This window comes from Halorarius litoreus (genome assembly GCF_024362405.1).
GTDB lineage: Archaea > Halobacteriota > Halobacteria > Halobacteriales > Haloarculaceae > Halorarius > Halorarius litoreus.
Window position 1 is genome coordinate 2,637,487 of sequence record NZ_CP101454.1, and the last position, 16,901, is coordinate 2,654,387.

General features: G+C 68.1%; 21 protein-coding genes. 7 read left to right on the forward strand and 14 right to left on the reverse strand.

All coding sequences use genetic code 11. The features are described from left to right. Positions 1-3 precede the first annotated feature (3 nt). Together NL126_RS13740 and NL126_RS13745 are read right to left on the reverse strand one after the other, a co-directional pair. On the reverse strand, positions 4-792 hold the full coding sequence (locus tag NL126_RS13740; RefSeq protein WP_255195448.1) for a basic amino acid ABC transporter substrate-binding protein: 789 nt from the start codon (positions 790-792) through the stop codon (positions 4-6). A gap of 171 nt (positions 793-963) precedes the next feature. After that, positions 964-3,207 carry an NADP-dependent malic enzyme gene (locus tag NL126_RS13745; RefSeq protein WP_255195449.1) on the reverse strand — a complete coding sequence of 748 codons (2,244 nt, stop codon included), beginning with the start codon at positions 3,205-3,207 and terminating at the stop codon, positions 964-966. Between the two features lie 144 nt (positions 3,208-3,351). On the opposite strand from NL126_RS13745, the gene NL126_RS13750 reads away from it, so the two are divergent. The 4 genes from NL126_RS13750 to lwrS are packed head-to-tail and all read left to right on the forward strand — an operon-like array spanning position 3,352 to position 5,824. Continuing rightward, on the forward strand, positions 3,352-4,263 hold the full coding sequence (locus NL126_RS13750) for a CPBP family intramembrane glutamic endopeptidase (protein ID WP_255195450.1): 912 nt from the start codon (positions 3,352-3,354) through the stop codon (positions 4,261-4,263). Positions 4,264-4,308: 45 nt separating this feature from the next. After that, complete coding sequence (locus tag NL126_RS13755) at positions 4,309-5,127, forward strand: COX15/CtaA family protein (RefSeq protein ID WP_255195451.1); 819 nt, start codon at positions 4,309-4,311, stop codon at positions 5,125-5,127. Between the two features lie 42 nt (positions 5,128-5,169). Then, positions 5,170-5,448 (forward strand): 4a-hydroxytetrahydrobiopterin dehydratase, encoded by a 279-nt coding sequence (locus NL126_RS13760; protein ID WP_255195452.1) that lies wholly within the window; start codon positions 5,170-5,172, stop codon positions 5,446-5,448. Position 5,449: 1 nt separating this feature from the next. Next, positions 5,450-5,824, forward strand: a complete 375-nt coding sequence (gene lwrS / locus NL126_RS13765; protein WP_255195453.1) for an LWR-salt protein — start codon at positions 5,450-5,452, stop codon at positions 5,822-5,824. Here the strand turns inward: lwrS and NL126_RS13770 are convergent. The 6 genes from NL126_RS13770 to NL126_RS13795 form a co-directional block, all read right to left on the reverse strand. Continuing rightward, the gene (locus NL126_RS13770; protein WP_255195454.1) at positions 5,821-6,222 is read right to left on the reverse strand and encodes a helix-turn-helix domain-containing protein; all 402 of its coding nucleotides are present in this window, start codon (positions 6,220-6,222) and stop codon (positions 5,821-5,823) included. The genes lwrS and NL126_RS13770 overlap by 4 nt on opposite strands. Before the next feature lie 113 nt (positions 6,223-6,335). Next, positions 6,336-7,532, reverse strand: coding sequence for an MBL fold metallo-hydrolase (locus tag NL126_RS13775; RefSeq protein ID WP_255195455.1), 1,197 nt, complete (start codon positions 7,530-7,532; stop codon positions 6,336-6,338). Positions 7,533-7,684: 152 nt separating this feature from the next. Beyond that, positions 7,685-8,713, reverse strand: coding sequence for a sulfite exporter TauE/SafE family protein (locus NL126_RS13780; protein WP_255195456.1), 1,029 nt, complete (start codon positions 8,711-8,713; stop codon positions 7,685-7,687). A 2-nt stretch (positions 8,714-8,715) separates the two neighbouring features. Beyond that, the gene (locus NL126_RS13785; protein ID WP_255195457.1) at positions 8,716-8,865 is read right to left on the reverse strand and encodes a DUF7512 family protein; all 150 of its coding nucleotides are present in this window, start codon (positions 8,863-8,865) and stop codon (positions 8,716-8,718) included. Between the two features lie 274 nt (positions 8,866-9,139). Further along, complete coding sequence (locus tag NL126_RS13790) at positions 9,140-9,601, reverse strand: YeeE/YedE family protein (protein WP_255195458.1); 462 nt, start codon at positions 9,599-9,601, stop codon at positions 9,140-9,142. Further along, positions 9,598-10,125 carry a YeeE/YedE family protein gene (locus NL126_RS13795; RefSeq protein ID WP_255195459.1) on the reverse strand — a complete coding sequence of 176 codons (528 nt, stop codon included), beginning with the start codon at positions 10,123-10,125 and terminating at the stop codon, positions 9,598-9,600. The genes NL126_RS13790 and NL126_RS13795 overlap by 4 nt, the downstream gene beginning before the upstream one ends. 196 nt (positions 10,126-10,321) lie before the next feature. On the opposite strand from NL126_RS13795, the gene NL126_RS13800 reads away from it, so the two are divergent. Continuing rightward, positions 10,322-10,579, forward strand: coding sequence for a sulfurtransferase TusA family protein (locus NL126_RS13800; RefSeq protein ID WP_255195460.1), 258 nt, complete (start codon positions 10,322-10,324; stop codon positions 10,577-10,579). Then, positions 10,576-11,157 carry a DsrE/DsrF/DrsH-like family protein gene (locus tag NL126_RS13805; RefSeq protein ID WP_255195461.1) on the forward strand — a complete coding sequence of 194 codons (582 nt, stop codon included), beginning with the start codon at positions 10,576-10,578 and terminating at the stop codon, positions 11,155-11,157. Before NL126_RS13800 ends, NL126_RS13805 begins: the two co-directional genes overlap by 4 nt. Positions 11,158-11,304: 147 nt before the next feature. Here NL126_RS13805 and NL126_RS13810 read toward each other — a convergent pair whose 3' ends face one another. Beyond that, positions 11,305-11,784 carry a peroxiredoxin family protein gene (locus NL126_RS13810; RefSeq protein ID WP_255195462.1) on the reverse strand — a complete coding sequence of 160 codons (480 nt, stop codon included), beginning with the start codon at positions 11,782-11,784 and terminating at the stop codon, positions 11,305-11,307. A 240-nt stretch (positions 11,785-12,024) separates the two neighbouring features. Here NL126_RS13810 and NL126_RS13815 point away from each other — a divergent pair, with 240 nt between their 5' ends. Then, the gene (locus NL126_RS13815; protein WP_255195463.1) at positions 12,025-12,669 is read left to right on the forward strand and encodes an HAD family hydrolase; all 645 of its coding nucleotides are present in this window, start codon (positions 12,025-12,027) and stop codon (positions 12,667-12,669) included. Here NL126_RS13815 and NL126_RS13820 read toward each other — a convergent pair. The 5 genes from NL126_RS13820 to NL126_RS13840 form a co-directional block, all read right to left on the reverse strand. Further along, entirely contained in the window at positions 12,666-12,878 is a 213-nt protein-coding gene (locus NL126_RS13820; RefSeq protein WP_255195464.1) for a hypothetical protein, read from the reverse strand. The two genes, NL126_RS13815 and NL126_RS13820, sit on opposite strands and share 4 nt — an antisense overlap. 25 nt (positions 12,879-12,903) lie before the next feature. Next, a complete protein-coding gene (locus NL126_RS13825) occupies positions 12,904-14,793 on the reverse strand; it encodes a molybdopterin biosynthesis protein (protein ID WP_255195465.1) in 1,890 nt (629 codons plus the stop codon). Beyond that, entirely contained in the window at positions 14,783-16,033 is a 1,251-nt protein-coding gene (locus NL126_RS13830; RefSeq protein ID WP_255195466.1) for a molybdopterin molybdotransferase MoeA, read from the reverse strand. The genes NL126_RS13825 and NL126_RS13830 overlap by 11 nt, the downstream gene beginning before the upstream one ends. Before the next feature lie 29 nt (positions 16,034-16,062). Next, positions 16,063-16,404, reverse strand: a complete 342-nt coding sequence (locus NL126_RS13835; protein WP_255195467.1) for a hypothetical protein — start codon at positions 16,402-16,404, stop codon at positions 16,063-16,065. A gap of 77 nt (positions 16,405-16,481) precedes the next feature. Then, positions 16,482-16,820: a hypothetical protein gene (locus NL126_RS13840; protein ID WP_255195468.1), complete on the reverse strand. Its 339-nt coding sequence runs from the start codon at positions 16,818-16,820 to the stop codon at positions 16,482-16,484. Between the last annotated feature and the right edge of the window lie 81 nt (positions 16,821-16,901).

A 16,901-nucleotide genomic window follows, 5' to 3' on the forward strand; every position in this document is an offset into this window, starting at 1 on the left:
CGGTTAGCCGCTGAACCACTTGTTACGCAGTTCTTCGTAGGTGCCGTTGTCACGGACCGCCTGGAGCCCCGAGTTGACGGCGTCGGTGCGGTCGTCGTCGTCGGTCCGCAGGCCGAAGCCGTACTGCTCGCCCGTCTCGTAGACGAACGCGACGGACACGGGCCGCTGGTCGGCGAACGTCTCTCCCACTGGCTCGTCGACGACGACGGCGTCGATGTTGCCGTTCTGCAGGTCCTCGACTGCGAGCACGTAGTTGTCGTAGGAGTTGTAGTTCGACTCCTCGAGCTTGCCCGGCTCGATGAGCTCGCTCTGGATGACCGTCTCGCCGGTCGTCCCGGACTGCGCGCCGATGGGGTGACCGGAGAGGTCGTCGAGACTCGACGGCGCGAAGTCGCCGTCCTCGCGGACGATGACCGACTGGTTCGCCGAGTAGTACGGGTCGGAGAAGTCGATGGTCTCGTCCCGGTCGTCCGTGATGGTCATCGCGGCGGCGATCATGTCGATCTTGTCCGTCGTCAGCGCCTGGATGAGCGAGTCGAACTCGAAGGTCTGCCACTCGCCCAGCTCGTAGTCGGTCTCCGCGACGATGGCCTCCGTCAGGTCGATGTCGAAGCCGACGAGCTCGCCGCCGTCGCGGAACTCGAACGGCTGGAAGCCCGGTGCGGTGCCGGGGCGGATAGTGTTGCCTCCACCGCCACCGGTGAGTCCAGTACAGCCAGCGAGCCCGGCTGCGGTTCCTGCGCCGATCGTCGCGAGATACGCACGACGGTCCATGTTGTATTCGCGTGCCATACCGTCGCAATCGCCGGTGTCCCGTTTCAACGTTTCGACGGAAAACCGGCGACACGGCTCGAATTGCTGAACTGCCGAGAAGAACGTCCAGCGTTTCGCCGCGTTTCTCCCCGAACGTCACTCGGGGCGCTCGGGGAACCGCTCGGCCTGCGGCCTCGCGGATGCCCGCCGTTATTCGTCCTGCGCGTCGACGACCGCGACACTCGCCAGGTTGACGATGTCCTTGACCTCGTCGCCGCGCTGGAGGACGTGGACGGGCTTGTCCATCCCGACGAGCATCGGGCCGATGGCCTCCGCGCCGCCGAGCCGCTGGAGCAGCTTGTACGCGATGTTTCCGGCCTCGAGATTCGGGAAGACGAGGACGTTCGCGGGCTCGTCCAGCTCCGAGAAGCTGTAGTCGTCGGTGAGCATCTCCTCGACGACGGCGGTGTCCGCCTGCATCTCGCCGTCGACCGGGAAGTCCACGTCGGGGTCGGACCGCAGCATCCGGGCGGCCTCGCGGGGCTTGCGGGTCCCCTCGTTGCGGACCGAGCCGAAGTCCGAGTACGAGAGCAGCGCCGCGCGTGGCTCCACGTTGAACCGGCGGGCGAGCTTCGCGGTCTGCTTGGTGACCTCCGCCAGCACGTCCTCGTCGGGCTCCTGGTTGACGGTGGCGTCCGCGATGAACACCACGCGGTTCTTGAACGTCAGCATGTAGACGCCGGCGGCGTAGTCGACGTTCTCGTCGGTGCCGATGACCTGCAGCGGCGGCTTCAGCGCGGCCGGATAGTGGTGCATCAACCCCGTCAGCATCGCGTCGGCGTCGCCCATCTCGACCATCACGCTGCCGAGGTAGTTACCGTCCTGGATGAGTTCGTCCGCCTCCCGCCGGGTGATGCCCTTCCGCTTGCGGAGTTCGTAGAGGCGTTCGGCGTACGGCGCGAGGTTCCCCTCCTCGGGGTCGACGATCTCGGGCTCGAACTCCAGACCGAGCTGGTCTGCCGTTCGAAGGGCCTCCTCGCGGTCGCCGATGAGGACGGGCTCGGCGATGCCCTGTTCGGTGAGCTGGTACGCCGCCCGAAGCATCTTCTCGTCGTCACCCTCCGCGAGCACGACGCGCTTCGGCTGGCTCTTCGCCTTGTTGAGGACGACCCGCATCATCTCGCGGCCCTTGCCGAGCCGCGCCTCCAGGCGCTCGACGTACTTCTCCATGTCCAGCTCCTTGCGGGCAGAGCCGCTGTCGACGGCGGCCTGCGCGACGGCGGGGGCGACCTCGAACAGCACGCGAGGGTCGAGCGGCTTCGGAATCAGGTACTCCGGGCCGTACTGCAGCGGCTGGTCGCCGTACGCCTTGACGACGGCGTCGGGGACGTCCTGCCGGGCCAGTTCCGCGAGCGCCGTCGCCGCGGCGCGCTTCATCTCCTCGTTGATCTCCGTCGCGCGCACGTCGAGCGCGCCCCGGAAGATGAACGGGAAGCCAAGCACGTTGTTGACCTGATTCGGGTAGTCCGACCGGCCGGTCGCCATGATGACCGTGTCGTCGCGTGCCTCCTTCGCCGCCTCGTAGCCGATTTCGGGGTCGGGGTTCGCCATCGCGAAGATGATGGGGTCGGCGGCCATCGACCGGACCATCGCCTTGTCGACGAGCCCACCGATGGAGAGGCCGACGAACACGTCCGCGTCCGCCATCGCCTCCTCGAGGTCGGTCGCGTCGGTGTCGTTGGCGAACTCGCGTTTGTACTCGTTGACGTCGTCGCGGTCCTGCGTGATGGGTCCCGAGGAGTCACACATCACGATGTTCTCCTTCGTCGCGCCGAGCGAGACGTAGAACCGGGCGGTCGCGAGTGCCGAGGCGCCCGCGCCCGAGAACACGATGTCGAGCTCGGAGATGTCCTTGCCGGCGACGTCACAGGCGTTCAGCAGCGCCGCGCCCGAGATGATGGCGGTGCCGTGCTGGTCGTCGTGGAACACGGGAATGTCCATCTGCTCGCGCAGGCGCTCCTCGATGACGAAACACTCCGGTGCCTTGATGTCCTCGAGGTTGACGCCGCCGAACGTCGGCTCCATCGCCTTCACGCTCCGGATGAGGTCCTCCGGGTCGTCCTGGTCGAGTTCGATGTCGAAGACGTCGATGTCGGCGAACCGCTTGAACAGCACGCCCTTGCCTTCCATGACGGGTTTGGAGGCCTGCGCGCCGATGTCCCCGAGCCCGAGGACGGCGCTGCCGTTCGAGATGACGCCGACCATGTTCCCTTTCGCGGTGTAGCGGTACGCCTCGTCAGGGTTCGCGGCGATCTCGTTACAGGGCGCGGCGACGCCCGGCGAGTACGCCAGCGAGAGGTCCCGCTGGGTGTTTGTCGGCTTCGTCGTCGAAATCTCCACCTTTCCCGGTGGGTCGCGCTCGTGATAGTCGAGAGAGTCCTCGTCGAGTCCCATGCGGGGAAGGCTATCGCAGTCCCCAAAAAGGTATCCGAATGACCGGGTATCGCCGCGAGGAGTGGCGATTGACACGGACGCGAGTACTCGTTTACGTCCCGAATGGAGACAACCGTTAACACAGTACCGGCCGCGTCACCCCCTATGACTGACGTTGTCCGTGGCACGGACAGCCTCGTCGGCCGCCTCACCAGCGTCGTGTGGGGCACCGAGGACTCGCGGCTCCGCGCGACGTGGCGCGTCCTGCTCGCCGCCGTGGTCCTTCGCGCGACGGAACCGCTCTCGGGCGTCGTCACGTCGGCGCTTGGCGTCCCGGGAATGCTGCCTCGGGGGGTGGCACAGGCCGGCGTCTTCACGCTCCTGTTCGTCGCGTGGGCACGGTACGTCGACCGCCGGGCGCTCGCGGACTACGGGCTCGAAGCCACGCCTGCGTGGTTCGGTCGGGTCGCGCTCGTGTTCGCAGCCGTGGTCGCCGCACACGTCGTGTGGTTCGGGGTCGCCGCGGCGCTCGGCTGGGCGACGTTCACCGTCGCACCGGCGTTCGGGCTCGGCGTCGTGCCGGACCTCGCGGCCGTCGGCCTCGCGCTCGCGGTGAACGTCTGGGTCCAGGAGACAACGTATCAGGGGCTCGCACTCCGGTCGGCCGCCGAGGGTGCGCACGCTCGCGGCCTCGACGCCGGGCGCGCGGTCGTCGCCGGCCTCGCGGTGAGCGTCGCGTTCTTCGTGCTGATCCACGGCGTCGCCCCCGTGCGGATGCCGACGCTCGCCGCCGCCGGGGCGCTCTTCGGCCTGCTGTACGTTCACACCGGTGAGCTCTCGTATCCGGTCGGCCTCCACCTCGGCGCGAACTTCGCCGGGGGGTGGCTGTTCGCGCCCGCCGGCATCGACCGGACGGCACTGTTCGTCGTCAGCGAGACGCTCCCGTTCGTTGGGTCGCTGAGCGCGGGGCGGCTCCCGCAACTGCTCGTGGCGTACCTGCTCGTCGTCGCCTGGCTCCGGTGGCGAGACGGGAGCGTCGGCGTCGCTTCCTCAGTCGCGCGCTGGCAGGGGCGGTGACACCGAAGAGAAGGCGTCAAGTCCCCGTGGGCCCGAAGCGAACGTATGGAGTACCGATTCCGCGACCTCGCCGCCGTCACGGCGGTGCTCACGGGGGTCCTCATGCTACTCGGCGTGTTCACCGCCGCCGAGGGCGCGGGGCTCACCTGTGCACAGCGGTGGCCGCTGTGTGACGGCCCGCTCGGGGGACTGCTCCCCGCGAACTACCTCAGCGGTGTCGAGTGGTTCCACCGCGTCGTCGCCGGGGCCACGGGGCTCGTGGTCCTCGGCCAGACCGTCCAGGCGTGGCGCACCGGCCAGTCGAAGCCCGTCCGCTACGCCTCGACGCTCGCGCTCGTCGTCCTCCCCGTCCAGGTCGTCCTCGGGATGCTGACCGTGACGACCTACGAGTGGCTCGTACTCGTCGCGCACTTCACGACGGCGACGCTCATCTTCGGTGCCTTGGTGTACGCCGCTGCCTGGGCGTACAAGGGCGCGATGGAGACCACGGCGGTCCGCGCACGCAACGCCGCGCTCGTGGCAGCGGGACTCACCCCCATCACCACGGTGTTCTCGCCCCGACTGCTGTTCGCGTACGGCTCGGCCGTGCAGGTGACGTACTACCTGTTCGCGCTCGCGCTGTTCGGCACGCTCGTCGCGGCGACCGTGTGGCTTCGCGCCGAACGGACGAAGGCGGTCACGGGGCTGGCGGCGCTCGTCGTCGGGGGCCTGCTCGTGCTCGGCCGACAGAACTACGGCCAGACCGTCGCGTTCGGGACAGTCGCCGCCCTCGTGGTCGTGCTCGCCTGTGCGCTGCTTGCCTCCCAGTGGGCGAAGGCCGAAATCGCGGTCAAACGCACCACCGGCATCTTCTCGGACTCGTAAACCGCCCGAGATTTTATCCTCGGTCCGCGCCTCTCTTGAGCCATGACGGACCTGCTTTCCGACGAGGAGATCGCGGCTCAGCTTCCCGACGGCTGGACGCGCGAGGGCGACGAGATAACCCGGACGTTCGAGTTCGACTCCTATCTCGAGGGTGTCGGCTTCGCGGCGGGCGCGGGCGGGCTCGCCGAGGAGGCGTTCCACCACCCCGACATGCACGTCGGCTGGCGGGAGGTGACGGTGACGCTCACCACCCACGACGCGGGTGGCATCACCGAGAAGGACATCTCGCTCGCGGGTCGTCTCAACGACCTCGCGGACTGACGTGGCCGACTACGTGTTTCGGGTGCGGTTCCGGGTCGAGCCGACTGACCCGGCCGTCTCACTCGCCCCCGACAGCTTCGAGACCGTCCTCCGGAAGCGGGCGGCGACGCCCGGCGAGGGTGACTGGCTCTTCTTCAGGGATAACCTGTGGCACGGCGAGGTGAACGACGAGCAATACCTTCGCGAGACGGCGAGCGAAACGCTCGGCGTCGAGGTCGAGTCGGTGACGTTCAGCGAACTCGTCTGCGACGAGGCGTATCTCGACGCGCTGCGTGCGGAGATAACCGACACGCTCGACCTGTTTCGGGCCGACGACGCGACCGACGTGCTCTCGAAGTATCTCGGGTCGAGCCTGCGCGTCGAGAAAGCGGGTTAGTCCTGTGTGGGTGCGACTGCGTCCGCTTCCTGGTACTTCTCGCGGAACTCCGCGATGAGCTGCCCCATCTGGGCGTACCAGTCGTTCAGCATCCGCTGCATGTCGTCGGCCACTTCGTCCGGGTCCGACGGCCGGAACACGTGGTAGTAGCCGCCCTGTTCGTAGTTCACCTGGTCCTTGACGACGAAGCCCGCGTCCTTCAGCCGGCGCACCGACCGATAGGCGGTGGAGCGCTCGCGGTCGACGGCCTCCGCGACCTCGTCGACCGTCATCGGCTCGTCCGCTTCGACGAGGACCGTGAACACCTCACGGTCGAGGTCTTTCAGCCCGTGGAAACACTCCAGCAGGTTCTCACAGACCATGTCCTGCCGGAGCATCTCACCGATCGATTCGCCCATTTCAGTTGGGGCTACGTGGTCGCCGGGAATAACGCTTTTGTCGCGAGTGCCCAATACCGACCGAACTCTGCGCCCGCCGTATCCTCCGTGACCGGACCGTCCGTCTGCGGGCATCAGTCGCTCGTCAGGCCTTCCTGACTGGCCGCACAGTTGTTCGGGCCGAGTTCGAGTTCGAACGCCTCTTCGTCGTCGACCGACTGCTGGCCGAGGTTCGTGGCGATGATGTCCTCGTAGTTTGCCGGTCGTGGCGGCATGTCCGAGAGCACGAGGTCGACGAACGCGTCTTCCTCCATCGTCAAGGCGTCCATCCGGTCGACGAGCGCCGCGAGCGGCGCGGTGTACGTCCCGTCGTCGGCCGGCGTCGCGGCGTCACTGAAGTGAGCACCGGCGATGAGGACGTCCTCCGTTTCGAGCGGCAGGACGCGCTCGTGCAGCGAGTCGTGGAGCTGGCGCGCCGCCTCGGGTGCGCCCTCGTCGCCCTCTTCGAGGTCCGGGCGGGCGACGCTCTCGATGAACAGGCCGTCGCCGGTCGCGAGCAGGCTGTCACCAAGGAGGTACGCCGTCATCCCGGAGGTGTGGCCGGGCGTGTACACCGCCTCGATGGTGGCGTCGCCCACGGTGAAGACGTCGCCGTCCTCGGCCGTGGCGACCTCGTCGAGGTAGGTGACGCCACGCGGCTCGGTCGCGGCGGGCATCACGCCCGTCGTGGTGTCGTCGTCGAGCGTGCGGAGGCCGCTGACGTGGTCGGCGTGGACGTGCGTGTCGAACGCGTAGACGAGGTCCACGCCGAGATCGTCGACGTCCGCACGGTAGCGGTCGGCGAACTCGCGGAGCGGGTCGATGACGGCCGCTTCCTCGCCCGAGACGAGGAGGTAGCCGAGACAGCCTGAGGAAGGACGCTGGTACTGGTAGACCGTGCCCGGGCCGTCGTAGTCCGTCACTTCGTGGCGTTCGTATATGCGCGCCCAGCCGTTCATCCCCTCTTCGAGGTGGACCACGTCACGCCCCTCGATCTGCAGGGTGCTCGCGACGTACTCGCTCGCGCCGCCCTTCGCACAGAGGACGACGAGCGGCTCGCCCTCGGGCACCTGCTCGAGGACCGACTCGTCCAGCTCCTCGTCGAGGAACTCGTAGTAGGGGACGTTCGCGATCTCGACGGTCTCGCCGTCGATGCGCCACTCCTCGAAGTCGCTCTCCATGCGGGCGTCGAGGATGGTCACCGGCTCGCCGGCGTCGATGCGCGCCTTCAGCTCGGTGGGGGTCAGTGATTCGACCGGTTCTTCTGGGGTTGGAAACGCGTCTGCGTCCATGCGTCAATCCGGGCTTCGCACCACGGACAATTAAGAGTTGTGCAATACATGCAATACTACTGGCGCGGTTGGAATCGGTCCGTTCGAAGCTGACGCTCGGCGAACGGTGGCTGAAAAGGAAGCCGCAGTCGAGAGTGGGCTGCTGTAGGTGATCAGTCCGCGGTGGTGGAGCGGCGCTCCGGGGCCTCCGCACGGAGTTCCCGGACCGCGCTGTAGGAGACAGCCCCGCTGACGAGCAGGGCGGCCCCGAGGATGATGGCGAGGCTGACGGCGTCGAGCACCGGCATATCGAGGAAGCCGCCGACCTTCCGGACGGCGACGGCGATGGCACCGAGCAGCAACATCACGCCGAAGTACACCTTGATGTCGTCCTCGTCGACGAGGCTCGTCGCGGCGGCACCGAGTCGCGCGCCGAGCGCGCTCCCGGCGAGCAGCGGGGCGACGATGGCGAGGTCGACCGCGCCGTCGAGCGCGTACAGGAAGCTCCCGATACCGCCCGAGAACACGATCTCGAACAGGTCCGTCCCGACGGCGATGGGCACCGGCACGCCGATGAGGTAGAACAGCGCGGGCATGCGGATGAATCCGCCGCCGACGCCGAGCAGCCCTGAGAGGAGCCCGGTCGCGAACGCGACGACGAGGATCATCCACAGCGACACCGAGACACCCCCGCGGATGGAAATCATCGGCGGGAGATGTACCGACTGAATCTTCTTCGCGATGTCGGGGATGTCGTCGGCGTCGACCTCGGCGTCCGCGTCGTGGCTGATACCGCCGCCGCTCCCGCGAACGGCCGTGTAGGTGACGAACGCCCCGATGCCGCCCAGGAGGAGGACGTACGCGACGCTGACGACGGTGTCCGCGTAGCCCATCGCCTGCAGCCAGTGGAGGCCCTCCTTGCCGACCTCGATGCCGACGGTCGTCCCGGCGATCATCAGCACGCCGAGCTTGTAGTCGACCTGCCCGAGGTCACGGTGTTTCAGGGTGGCGATGACGCTCGTTCCGAACACGAACGCGAGCCCGGAGGCGACGGCGACGTCGGGTTTGTACCCCATGACCAGTAGCGCGGGGGTCACGAGGAACGAGCCGCCCATCCCGAAGAACCCGAACAGGATCCCGATGAGCAGCCCGAAACCGGTGAACGTCGCCAACAGCATCGCGCTGATGCCGAACAGCTCCATCGTCAGTCACCCCGGAGGAGGGCGGTGAGTTTCGGGCCGAGATACCGCTCGAGCGCGCCGTACCCGATGTAGAGGACGATGGCCTCGGCGAGCACGAGCCCGATGAGTGCGGCGGCCTGACTCGGCCCGTCGAGGGTCTCAAGCCCGAACATGGTCGTGTGTGTCGCGAGATAGTCTTGCAGGATTTTCGAACATCTGCACGAGCGGCTCTAAGCTGATGGGGGTAATAACGGTTTTGGGAAGATTGTGCAATACTATATCGCGGTAACGGATGGATGGTGACTCGTAACGTATGGGTGGCTACAGCGGCGTTCAGGCGGCGTGAAAGTGGGTGAATTGGGTGCCCTACCGGAGTGATGCGCGGAGAACGGACGGGACGTGGCGCTGCGGCTCATCAGGACTGCCCACGCGAGAAACAGCACCGGCTCAGTCGGCGGTCGTCGTCGGGGTCGCCGCGTCGCTGCGCCAGGAGCGCCACCAGCCCTGGAGGTACGCGCCGAGGAACATCCCACCGAGTGCCCAGAGGATGGGCCAGTTGCCGACGCCGAGGCTGGCGTAGGCGGCTCCGGGACAGATGCCCGAGAGGCCCCAGCCGACGCCGAATATCGTCCCCCCGACGACGACGTTGCGGTCGAACTCCTTCACGCGCCGGACGTACGCCGCGCCGGTGAGCGGTGCCCGCCGGTCGGTCAGTCGCGTGGCGACGGCGAACGTCGCCCCGGTCACGACCGCTGCGCCGCCCATCACGAACAGGAGTCCGAGGTCGTCGAACTGGAGGAAGTCGAGGACCACTTCCGGGCGGGCCATGTGACTGTACCCGAGTCCGAACCCGAAGATGAGCCCCCCGACGAGGATGCTCAGGTAGAACCCAGGGCCACGGTCGCTCACGGCGTCACCCCCAGCGCCTGTACCAGCTGTGCGGTGCCGATGGCGACAGCCATGAACGTGAGCACGTTCACGATGGACGTCCCCGACAGCGAGCCGACGCCGCAGACGCCGTGGCCAGAGGTACACCCCTTGCCGACGCGTGTGCCCACGCCCACGAGGACACCGCCGACGAGCAGTCGCCACGGCTGGATGTCGGTGGGAGCCGTCCACGCCCCGCCGCGGACGACCAGCGCGTAGATGGCCGCACCACCGACGATGCCGAGCGTGAACACCAGCCGCCAGTCCCGGGAGTCGACGTAGTCGGCCCGGTTGAACCGTCCGAGGTTCGAGGCGTACGAGAGCGTGGTCTCGAGGAACGTGCTCGCTCCCGCGATGATGCCGGTCGTCAGGTAGATGAACGCCGCGCCACCGCCGATGAGGAGGCCACCGACGAGATAGCGCTCGATGCCGTTCGGGAACAGCTCAGCGCCGATCACGCCACCGCCACCCCCTGTCGTCTCGGTCGTTCGAAGTGCATGCGTCACGCGACTCTACCCGCCAGATGGTCAAAAGAGTTTGCATAGCTATTCACTATTCGTACAACACTATTTTGCGGCAGCCCGTGACAGAATAGCTGCCTTTCGGTGCCTTTAGGGCTCACAGGGGCCAGTATTTCGAACGCGCTACAATAACCGATAGCGTTATCAATCCCACTCCAGTATTGCACGTTGCAGACAACACATGAGCTCGGAAGTCAATCCAACAGAGACGCTCGACGTGAAAGGACTCTCCTGCCCGATGCCGGTCGTGAAGACCAAGCAGGCCGTCGATGGCCTGAGCGCGGGTGACGTGCTCGAAGTGGTCGCGACCGACTCCGGCAGCGTGAGCGACATCGACGGCTGGGCGGCCGGGACGGACGGCGTCTCGCTCGTCGGCCAGGAAGAGCGTGAGGAGGGCGGCGAGACTGTCTACGTGCACTACGTCACGGTCGAGGAATGAGCACCGAATCGGACCGTTCCACGACCGACGAACCGACCGCGAGCGTCGCCGACCTCCAGGCGCGCGTCGAGGAACTGGAGGCGCAGCTCGCAGACGTCTCGGCGACAGACGAGGACGACCAGCAGTCGATGGTCATCATCGCCACGAAGGGGACGCTCGACATGGCGTATCCACCGCTCATCCTCGCATCGACGGCTGCGGCGTTCGGCTGGGACGTCACCCTGTTCCACACGTTCTGGGGGCTCGACATCCTCCACGAGGAGCGGTCGAAGGACCTCAAGCTCAGCGCGGTCGGCAACCCCAACATGCCGGTGCCGAACGCCATCGGCGCGCTCCCCGGCATGGACCGCGTCACCACCTCGATGATGCGCAAGAAGATCCGGGACAACGAGACGGCCAGCATCGAGGAGCTCATCCAGACCTCCCTCGACATGGGCGTCGAGATGCAGGCCTGCCAGATGACCATCGACCTGATGGACTACGACGAGGACGACTTCTACGACGGCGTCACCGTCGGCGTCGGCGCGGCCACCGCCCTGAGCGACATGGCCGAGGCCGACATCCAGCTCCTCGTCTGACCGCGACTCGTTGATTCGCCGTTTTCGCGTTCGGCTCGACAGCGCTTCGAGCCGTCGCCTCCATCGCTACGCTCCTCACGCACACACACACACACACCGACACACTCGCTCCGCTCGTGTGTCGAGCTTTCGCGTTCGCCTACTGGCTCACGCGAAAACGTCCGTGAACTCGTTGCGGATGAAGTAGCGGACCCAGTTGCCGTACGTGCGGTCCGCCGGGTGGTCGGCGACCTGCTCGTACTGGACGACGCCGTCGGAGTCGACGACGTAGGTAGCCGCGATGCCGGTGACGCCGTGGCGCGTCTCCTCGACGCCGGAGTACTGCTCGGCGACCGCTCCGTCGGGGTCGGCGAGCAACTGGAAGTCGAGATCGAACCGGTCGCGCATCTCGGTCAGCTTCCCCAGCGGACTCGTGAGAACTGGCAAGATGTCGACTCCGTCGTTGAACCAGAGGTCGTACGCGACGGCGTCGAACGTCTGGAGCTGTTCGGCACAGAAACTACACCACGAGCCGCGGTTGACGAGGACGACCGCCGGCCCGGACGCCAGCGTCTCCGAGAGGGCAACGGTGTCGCCCGACGTACGTTCCAGCGTGAACTCCGGCGCTTCGGCCCCTTCGAGATTCATGCCCGAAGCGAACGGAGCGAGGGGGTAAACCGATTCGCGGTCGGACGCACGCAGCGCACAGACGGCTCTCGGACAGGGCAACCCGGAACGCCCTTGCCCCGCCACGGAGTACCGACGCGCGTGCGGCGATGACGATACACCGGTTTACCCCCGCTCCGAGCCCCGTGTGACGACGGATTCACACCGAGCCGCACACCGACAGAAGGCACTTATCCGAGTGTCCACTACACACTCGTCCTGATGGTCGCCGACGACTACGACTACTGGCTGCTCGACCTCGACGGCACGCTCGTCGACGTCGAACCGAGCTACACGTACGACCTGTTCGACCGGGTCGGCGACCGCATCGGCTACGATTTCTCACAGACGCAGGCCGACGCGCTCTGGCACGGACTTGGCGGCTTCCGGAACAACCAACTGGCGCGGTGGGACATCGACACCGAGGCGTTCTGGGCAGCGTTCCACGCCGAGGAGGACCCGACGGCACGCGCCGAGGCGACGTACCTCCACGACGACGCCGCACGCTTCGCCGACCTCGACCGACCCATCGGACTCGTCACCCACTGCCAGCAGTACCTCGCGGAGCCAGTGCTCGACCACCTCGACATCCGCGACTGGTTCGACACCGTCGTCTGCTGTACCGAGGAGACGGGCTGGAAGCCGGACCCTGCGCCCGTCGAACTCGCACTCGCGGACCTCGGCGTCGAGGGCAGTGGAGTGCTCGCGGGCGACGGCCCGCAGGACGTGGGGGCGGCGTGGAACGCGGGGCTCGACGGCGTCCACGTCGAGCGCCACGGCCACGACCGGCGCGGGATGTGCGTGCTCGGTGACTACCGGGTCGCGAGCTTCGACGAACTGTTCGACTCCCAGTCGGGGAGCGACTAGTCGTACTGCTCCTCGACGTCTTCGACGGGTAGTTCGAGCGAGGACTCCGCCGTCTCGGTCACCGGGAGGTCGGCTTCGAGCGCCTGCCCGCACTCGGGACAGGGGAAGGCGACCCGCAGAACCGTCGTTCCGGCGTCGTCGACGAACTCGAGGATGTCGACGTCGCTCGGATAGAGGAACGCCGCGTCAAGTGGGTGTTCACACGCCATACCCGACCGTACGACGGCCTCTGGTTTACCTCTTTTCGAGGGCGTAGCCTGGCAGCGCGTCGAAGACGTCGTCGCCGGCCTCGACGACGCGTCGCAACTGTTCGACGCCGGGCTTTCCGACCCGGTCGGGGTTCGCGAGGACGCGGACAGTCTCCTCACCGAGCGGGACGAAGCCGAGCCCGAGCCTGTCTGCGGTCGTGCGAAGGCCGAGCCCCACGTCGGTCTTCCCCGCCAGCACTCGGCGGGCCGGCGACTCGTGGGCTCGGACCGCCCGGTCGAAGCCGTCGATGGCCTCCACGAGGGCGTGTCGCTCGACCCCGCGCTCGTCGGCGAGGTCGGCCACGGCGTTGCCGAGCGACGTTCGCAGCCCGGAGTCCGTCGTCCGGTTGACGAACGACAGCTCGCGGTCGACGAGGTCGCCAATCCCCTGTACGTCGTCGGGGTTGCCTGCAGGAACGACGAGCCCCCACTCGCGGGTCCACGCGCCGAGTTCCTCGTGCTCGACGCCCGAGTCACCAGGCGCGCTCGTCACGACCACGTCCGGGGTGCCGTCGCGGAGCCGTCGCAGCCCCGGGCGCGAGCCGATTCCAAGGTAGCGAGGGTGTTGCACGCGGTCGAGCAGTCGCGCGAGCGCGGGGTCGTCCTCCCCGACGCCGAACAGGTCGGGCGCACGGACGTCCGGCGAGAACAGTTGTACCTCGACCGTCTCACCTCGCTCCAGGTACTCGGTGTCGGCGTCGACCTCGACGACGCCGTCGGCCTCGACGAGCGACGTGGTCGCGCCCGACCCCTTGTCGACGGGGTAGACGAGCGTGTTGCCGTCGCCGTCCTCGACGAGGCCCGCGGGCATGAGTCGCATCCGCCCCTCCGAATAGCGCTCCTCGACGGCCATCGTCCCCTCGATGGTGGCGGTTCGCGGTTCCGGGACCCCCGCAGCGCGGCGGATGGCCGGTGCGACGAACGTCCGGTAGATGGTGAGCGCGCTCACCGGGTAGCCCGGGAGTCCGACGTACGCGCTGTCACCCAGTGTGCCGACGAGCATCGGCTTGCCGGGCTTGACTGCCACACCGTGTAACAGCAGGTCGCCCCGCTCCTCGATGACGCGGTAGATGACGTCGACCGCGCTCGCCGACGTGGACCCCGACGACAGCACGAGGTCGCACTCGTCGGCAGCCTCGCGCAGGACACGTTCCATCTCAGCCATGTCGTCGCCAGCGTGCGGGTACAGTTTCGGTTCGCCGCCGGCTTCCTCGACGCCCGCGGCGATGGTGTAGCTGTTCACATCGTAGATCTGCCCCGCGTCCGAATCGAGCTCCTCCCCGGGACGGACGAGTTCGTCGCCCGTCGAGACGATGCCGACGGTCGGTGTGCCGCGGACGGGTACCTCGTCGACGCCGAGCGCGGAGAGGAGGCCGATCTCCCGGGCGGTGAGCTCGGTCCCCGGCCCCAGCGCGCGCTCGCCGGCGGCGATGTCAGCCCCGGCGAACATGATGCGGTCGCCCGGCGCGAGCGACGTGCGGACGAGGACCTCCTCGCCCTCCTCGTCGGTTCGCTCGACCATCACCACTGCATCGGCGCCCTCGGGCACGACCGCGCCGGTCGAAATCTCGATGCACTCGCCCTCGTCCACATAGCCTTCGGGCGCTTCGCCGGCGTCGACGCGCCCCACCAGATCAAGCCGAGCGGGGTCGGCCTCGTCCGCGCCGAAGGTGTCGCGGGCACGCAGCGCGTAGCCGTCGACGCTCGCGCGGTCGAACCCTGGAACGTCGAGCGCGGCGTCGACGCGCTCGGCGAGGACCCGCCCGCGTGCCTCGTCGAGGGGGACGGTCTCGGGGTCGGGGTCGAGGTCGAGCGACGCGATGGCCTCGTGTGCCCTGGCTGGCGGCGCGAGGTCGCGGAACTCCTTACGCGTCATACTCCCAGTCCTCCACGGTGACCGTCTCGTCGGCGGGAATCCCCTCGCTCTCCTCGGGCACGACGACCCAGCCGTCGGCGAGCGCGACGCTCGACAGGACTCCCGACCCCGATGCTCGGGTGGGTGTCGCCACGGGTTGGTCCCCCGAGCGGTCGAGGCTCACCCGCGCGAACGTCTTGACGCCGGGCTCGCTCGGTATCTTCCTGGCCAGGCGTGCCTCGGTCGTCGGGAACTCTCGCAACGGGAGGTGGCCGGCCCACTTCAGCGCCGGCCGGAGGAACTGGACGGCGTTGACGATACACGCCACCGGGTACCCCGGGAGCATGATGACCGGGGTGTCCTCGACGACGCCGAACCCGCAGGGGTGGCCCGGTTTGAGCGCGACCCCGTGGACGAGCACCTCGCCCAGTTCGTCGACCACGTCGGGGATGAGGTCGCGCTCGCCGACCGACGAGCCCCCGGTCGTGACGATGACGTCCTTCGTCAGGTCGCGCTGGATGGCCGCGCGAAGCGCCGCCTCGTCGTCGGTCACCACGTCGCGGTAGGTGGCCGCCCCACCCCACCGCTCGACGAGCGACGAGACGGTGAGCCCGTTCGTCTCGACGACCTCGCCGGGCGCGGGGTCCGCCTGGACGAGCTCCTCGCCGGTCGGTATCACGGCGACTTCGGGGCGCTCGAACACGGCGACGCGGTCGACGCCCGTCGACCGCAGGAGGCCGAGGTCTGAAGGGCGGAGCTGGTGGCCCGGCTCGTACAGCGGGTCACCCTCCGACACGTCCTCGCCTTCGGGTGCGACGTTCTCGCCCCCGGCGACGGCGTCCATCACTTCGACCTCCTCACCGGTGCTCGCGGCTTCGCCGCTCGCTCGTTCGGTGCCGCTCCGCGGCACCCGCTCCGTCTCCTCGACCATCACCACCGCGTCCGCACCCTCGGGGAGTTCGCTCCCGGTGTGGACGCGCACGGCCTCGTTCGGGCCGACCCGCCCCGTCGACTCGCGGAGCACGGCCGGCGACCGGTTCGACGCACCGAACGTGTCCTCGGCGCGCACCGCGAAGCCGTCCATCGCGGCGCGAGCGTAGTGTGGGACGTTCCGGGCGGCGGTGACGGCCTCGGCGAGCGCGCGCCCGTCGGCGCTCGCCAGCCGGTGTCGCTCGGTCCGCTCGTGTGGGGAGACGACCGCGCGCAGCCGCTCTCTGGCGTCGGCGACGCGGGTCACCTGCTTGAACCCCGATTCCTTCATACCCCTCCTTGCGGGGCCGGGGGGAAAAATCAGTCGCGGGCGACGAGCACGGACCCCTGTCGATAGCTGAACAGCGGCGGGCGGTCGTCGGGGGTGAACGCCGTCGTCGCCATCGTCTCCGGGGCGTGAACCTCGACACTCACCGGCCCCTCTCCCTCCGGTACGGGCAGACTGATGGCGTCGCCCGGCGTGAGCCCGAGCGTGTCCCGATGGGCGTGCCCGTCGCGCCGCCGGACGACGGTCAACTCGACCACGGCCGTGCCGTCGTTTCGAAACAGCATATGCTCACCTGGGAGTGCGACGGCGTCGTCGTCGGCCTCGGCGCTGACGCGACCGACGTCGTGGTTCGGGGTGGGGTCCGGACGTGACATATCTCCGCGTTTCTCCCTCAAAAATAAATGCTTTCTGGGCGTTTCGGCGGTCGGACTGCACGACCGCCCACCCCGACTCAGTCGCGGGCGACGAGTACGGACCCGTCCTGGTAGCTGAACAGCGGCGGCCGGTCGTTCGGCGCGACCGACGTGGTCGCCGTCGTCTCGGCGGTGTGGACCTCGACGACGATGGGGCCGGTGCCCGCGGGCAGCGGCAGCCCGTAGGTCGTCCGCGGCTCGGCGTGGACGGTGTCGCTCGCGACGTGGTCGTCCCGCCGGCAGACCACGATGAGCACCGCCGGTGTCTGGTCGTCGTTTCGGAGGAGGAGCTGGCCCTCATCCGGTAAGCCTTCCGGAGCGTCTCTGGCGACGCCGACGCGCTGGACATCGGTCGGGGCGTCGGCCGGCGTGGACATGCTCCCTCTCATCGGTTCGAACACATAGTTCGATGGTCTATTCTGCTGGGGGTAGCTGTTGCTTGCGACGGGTATGGTGTA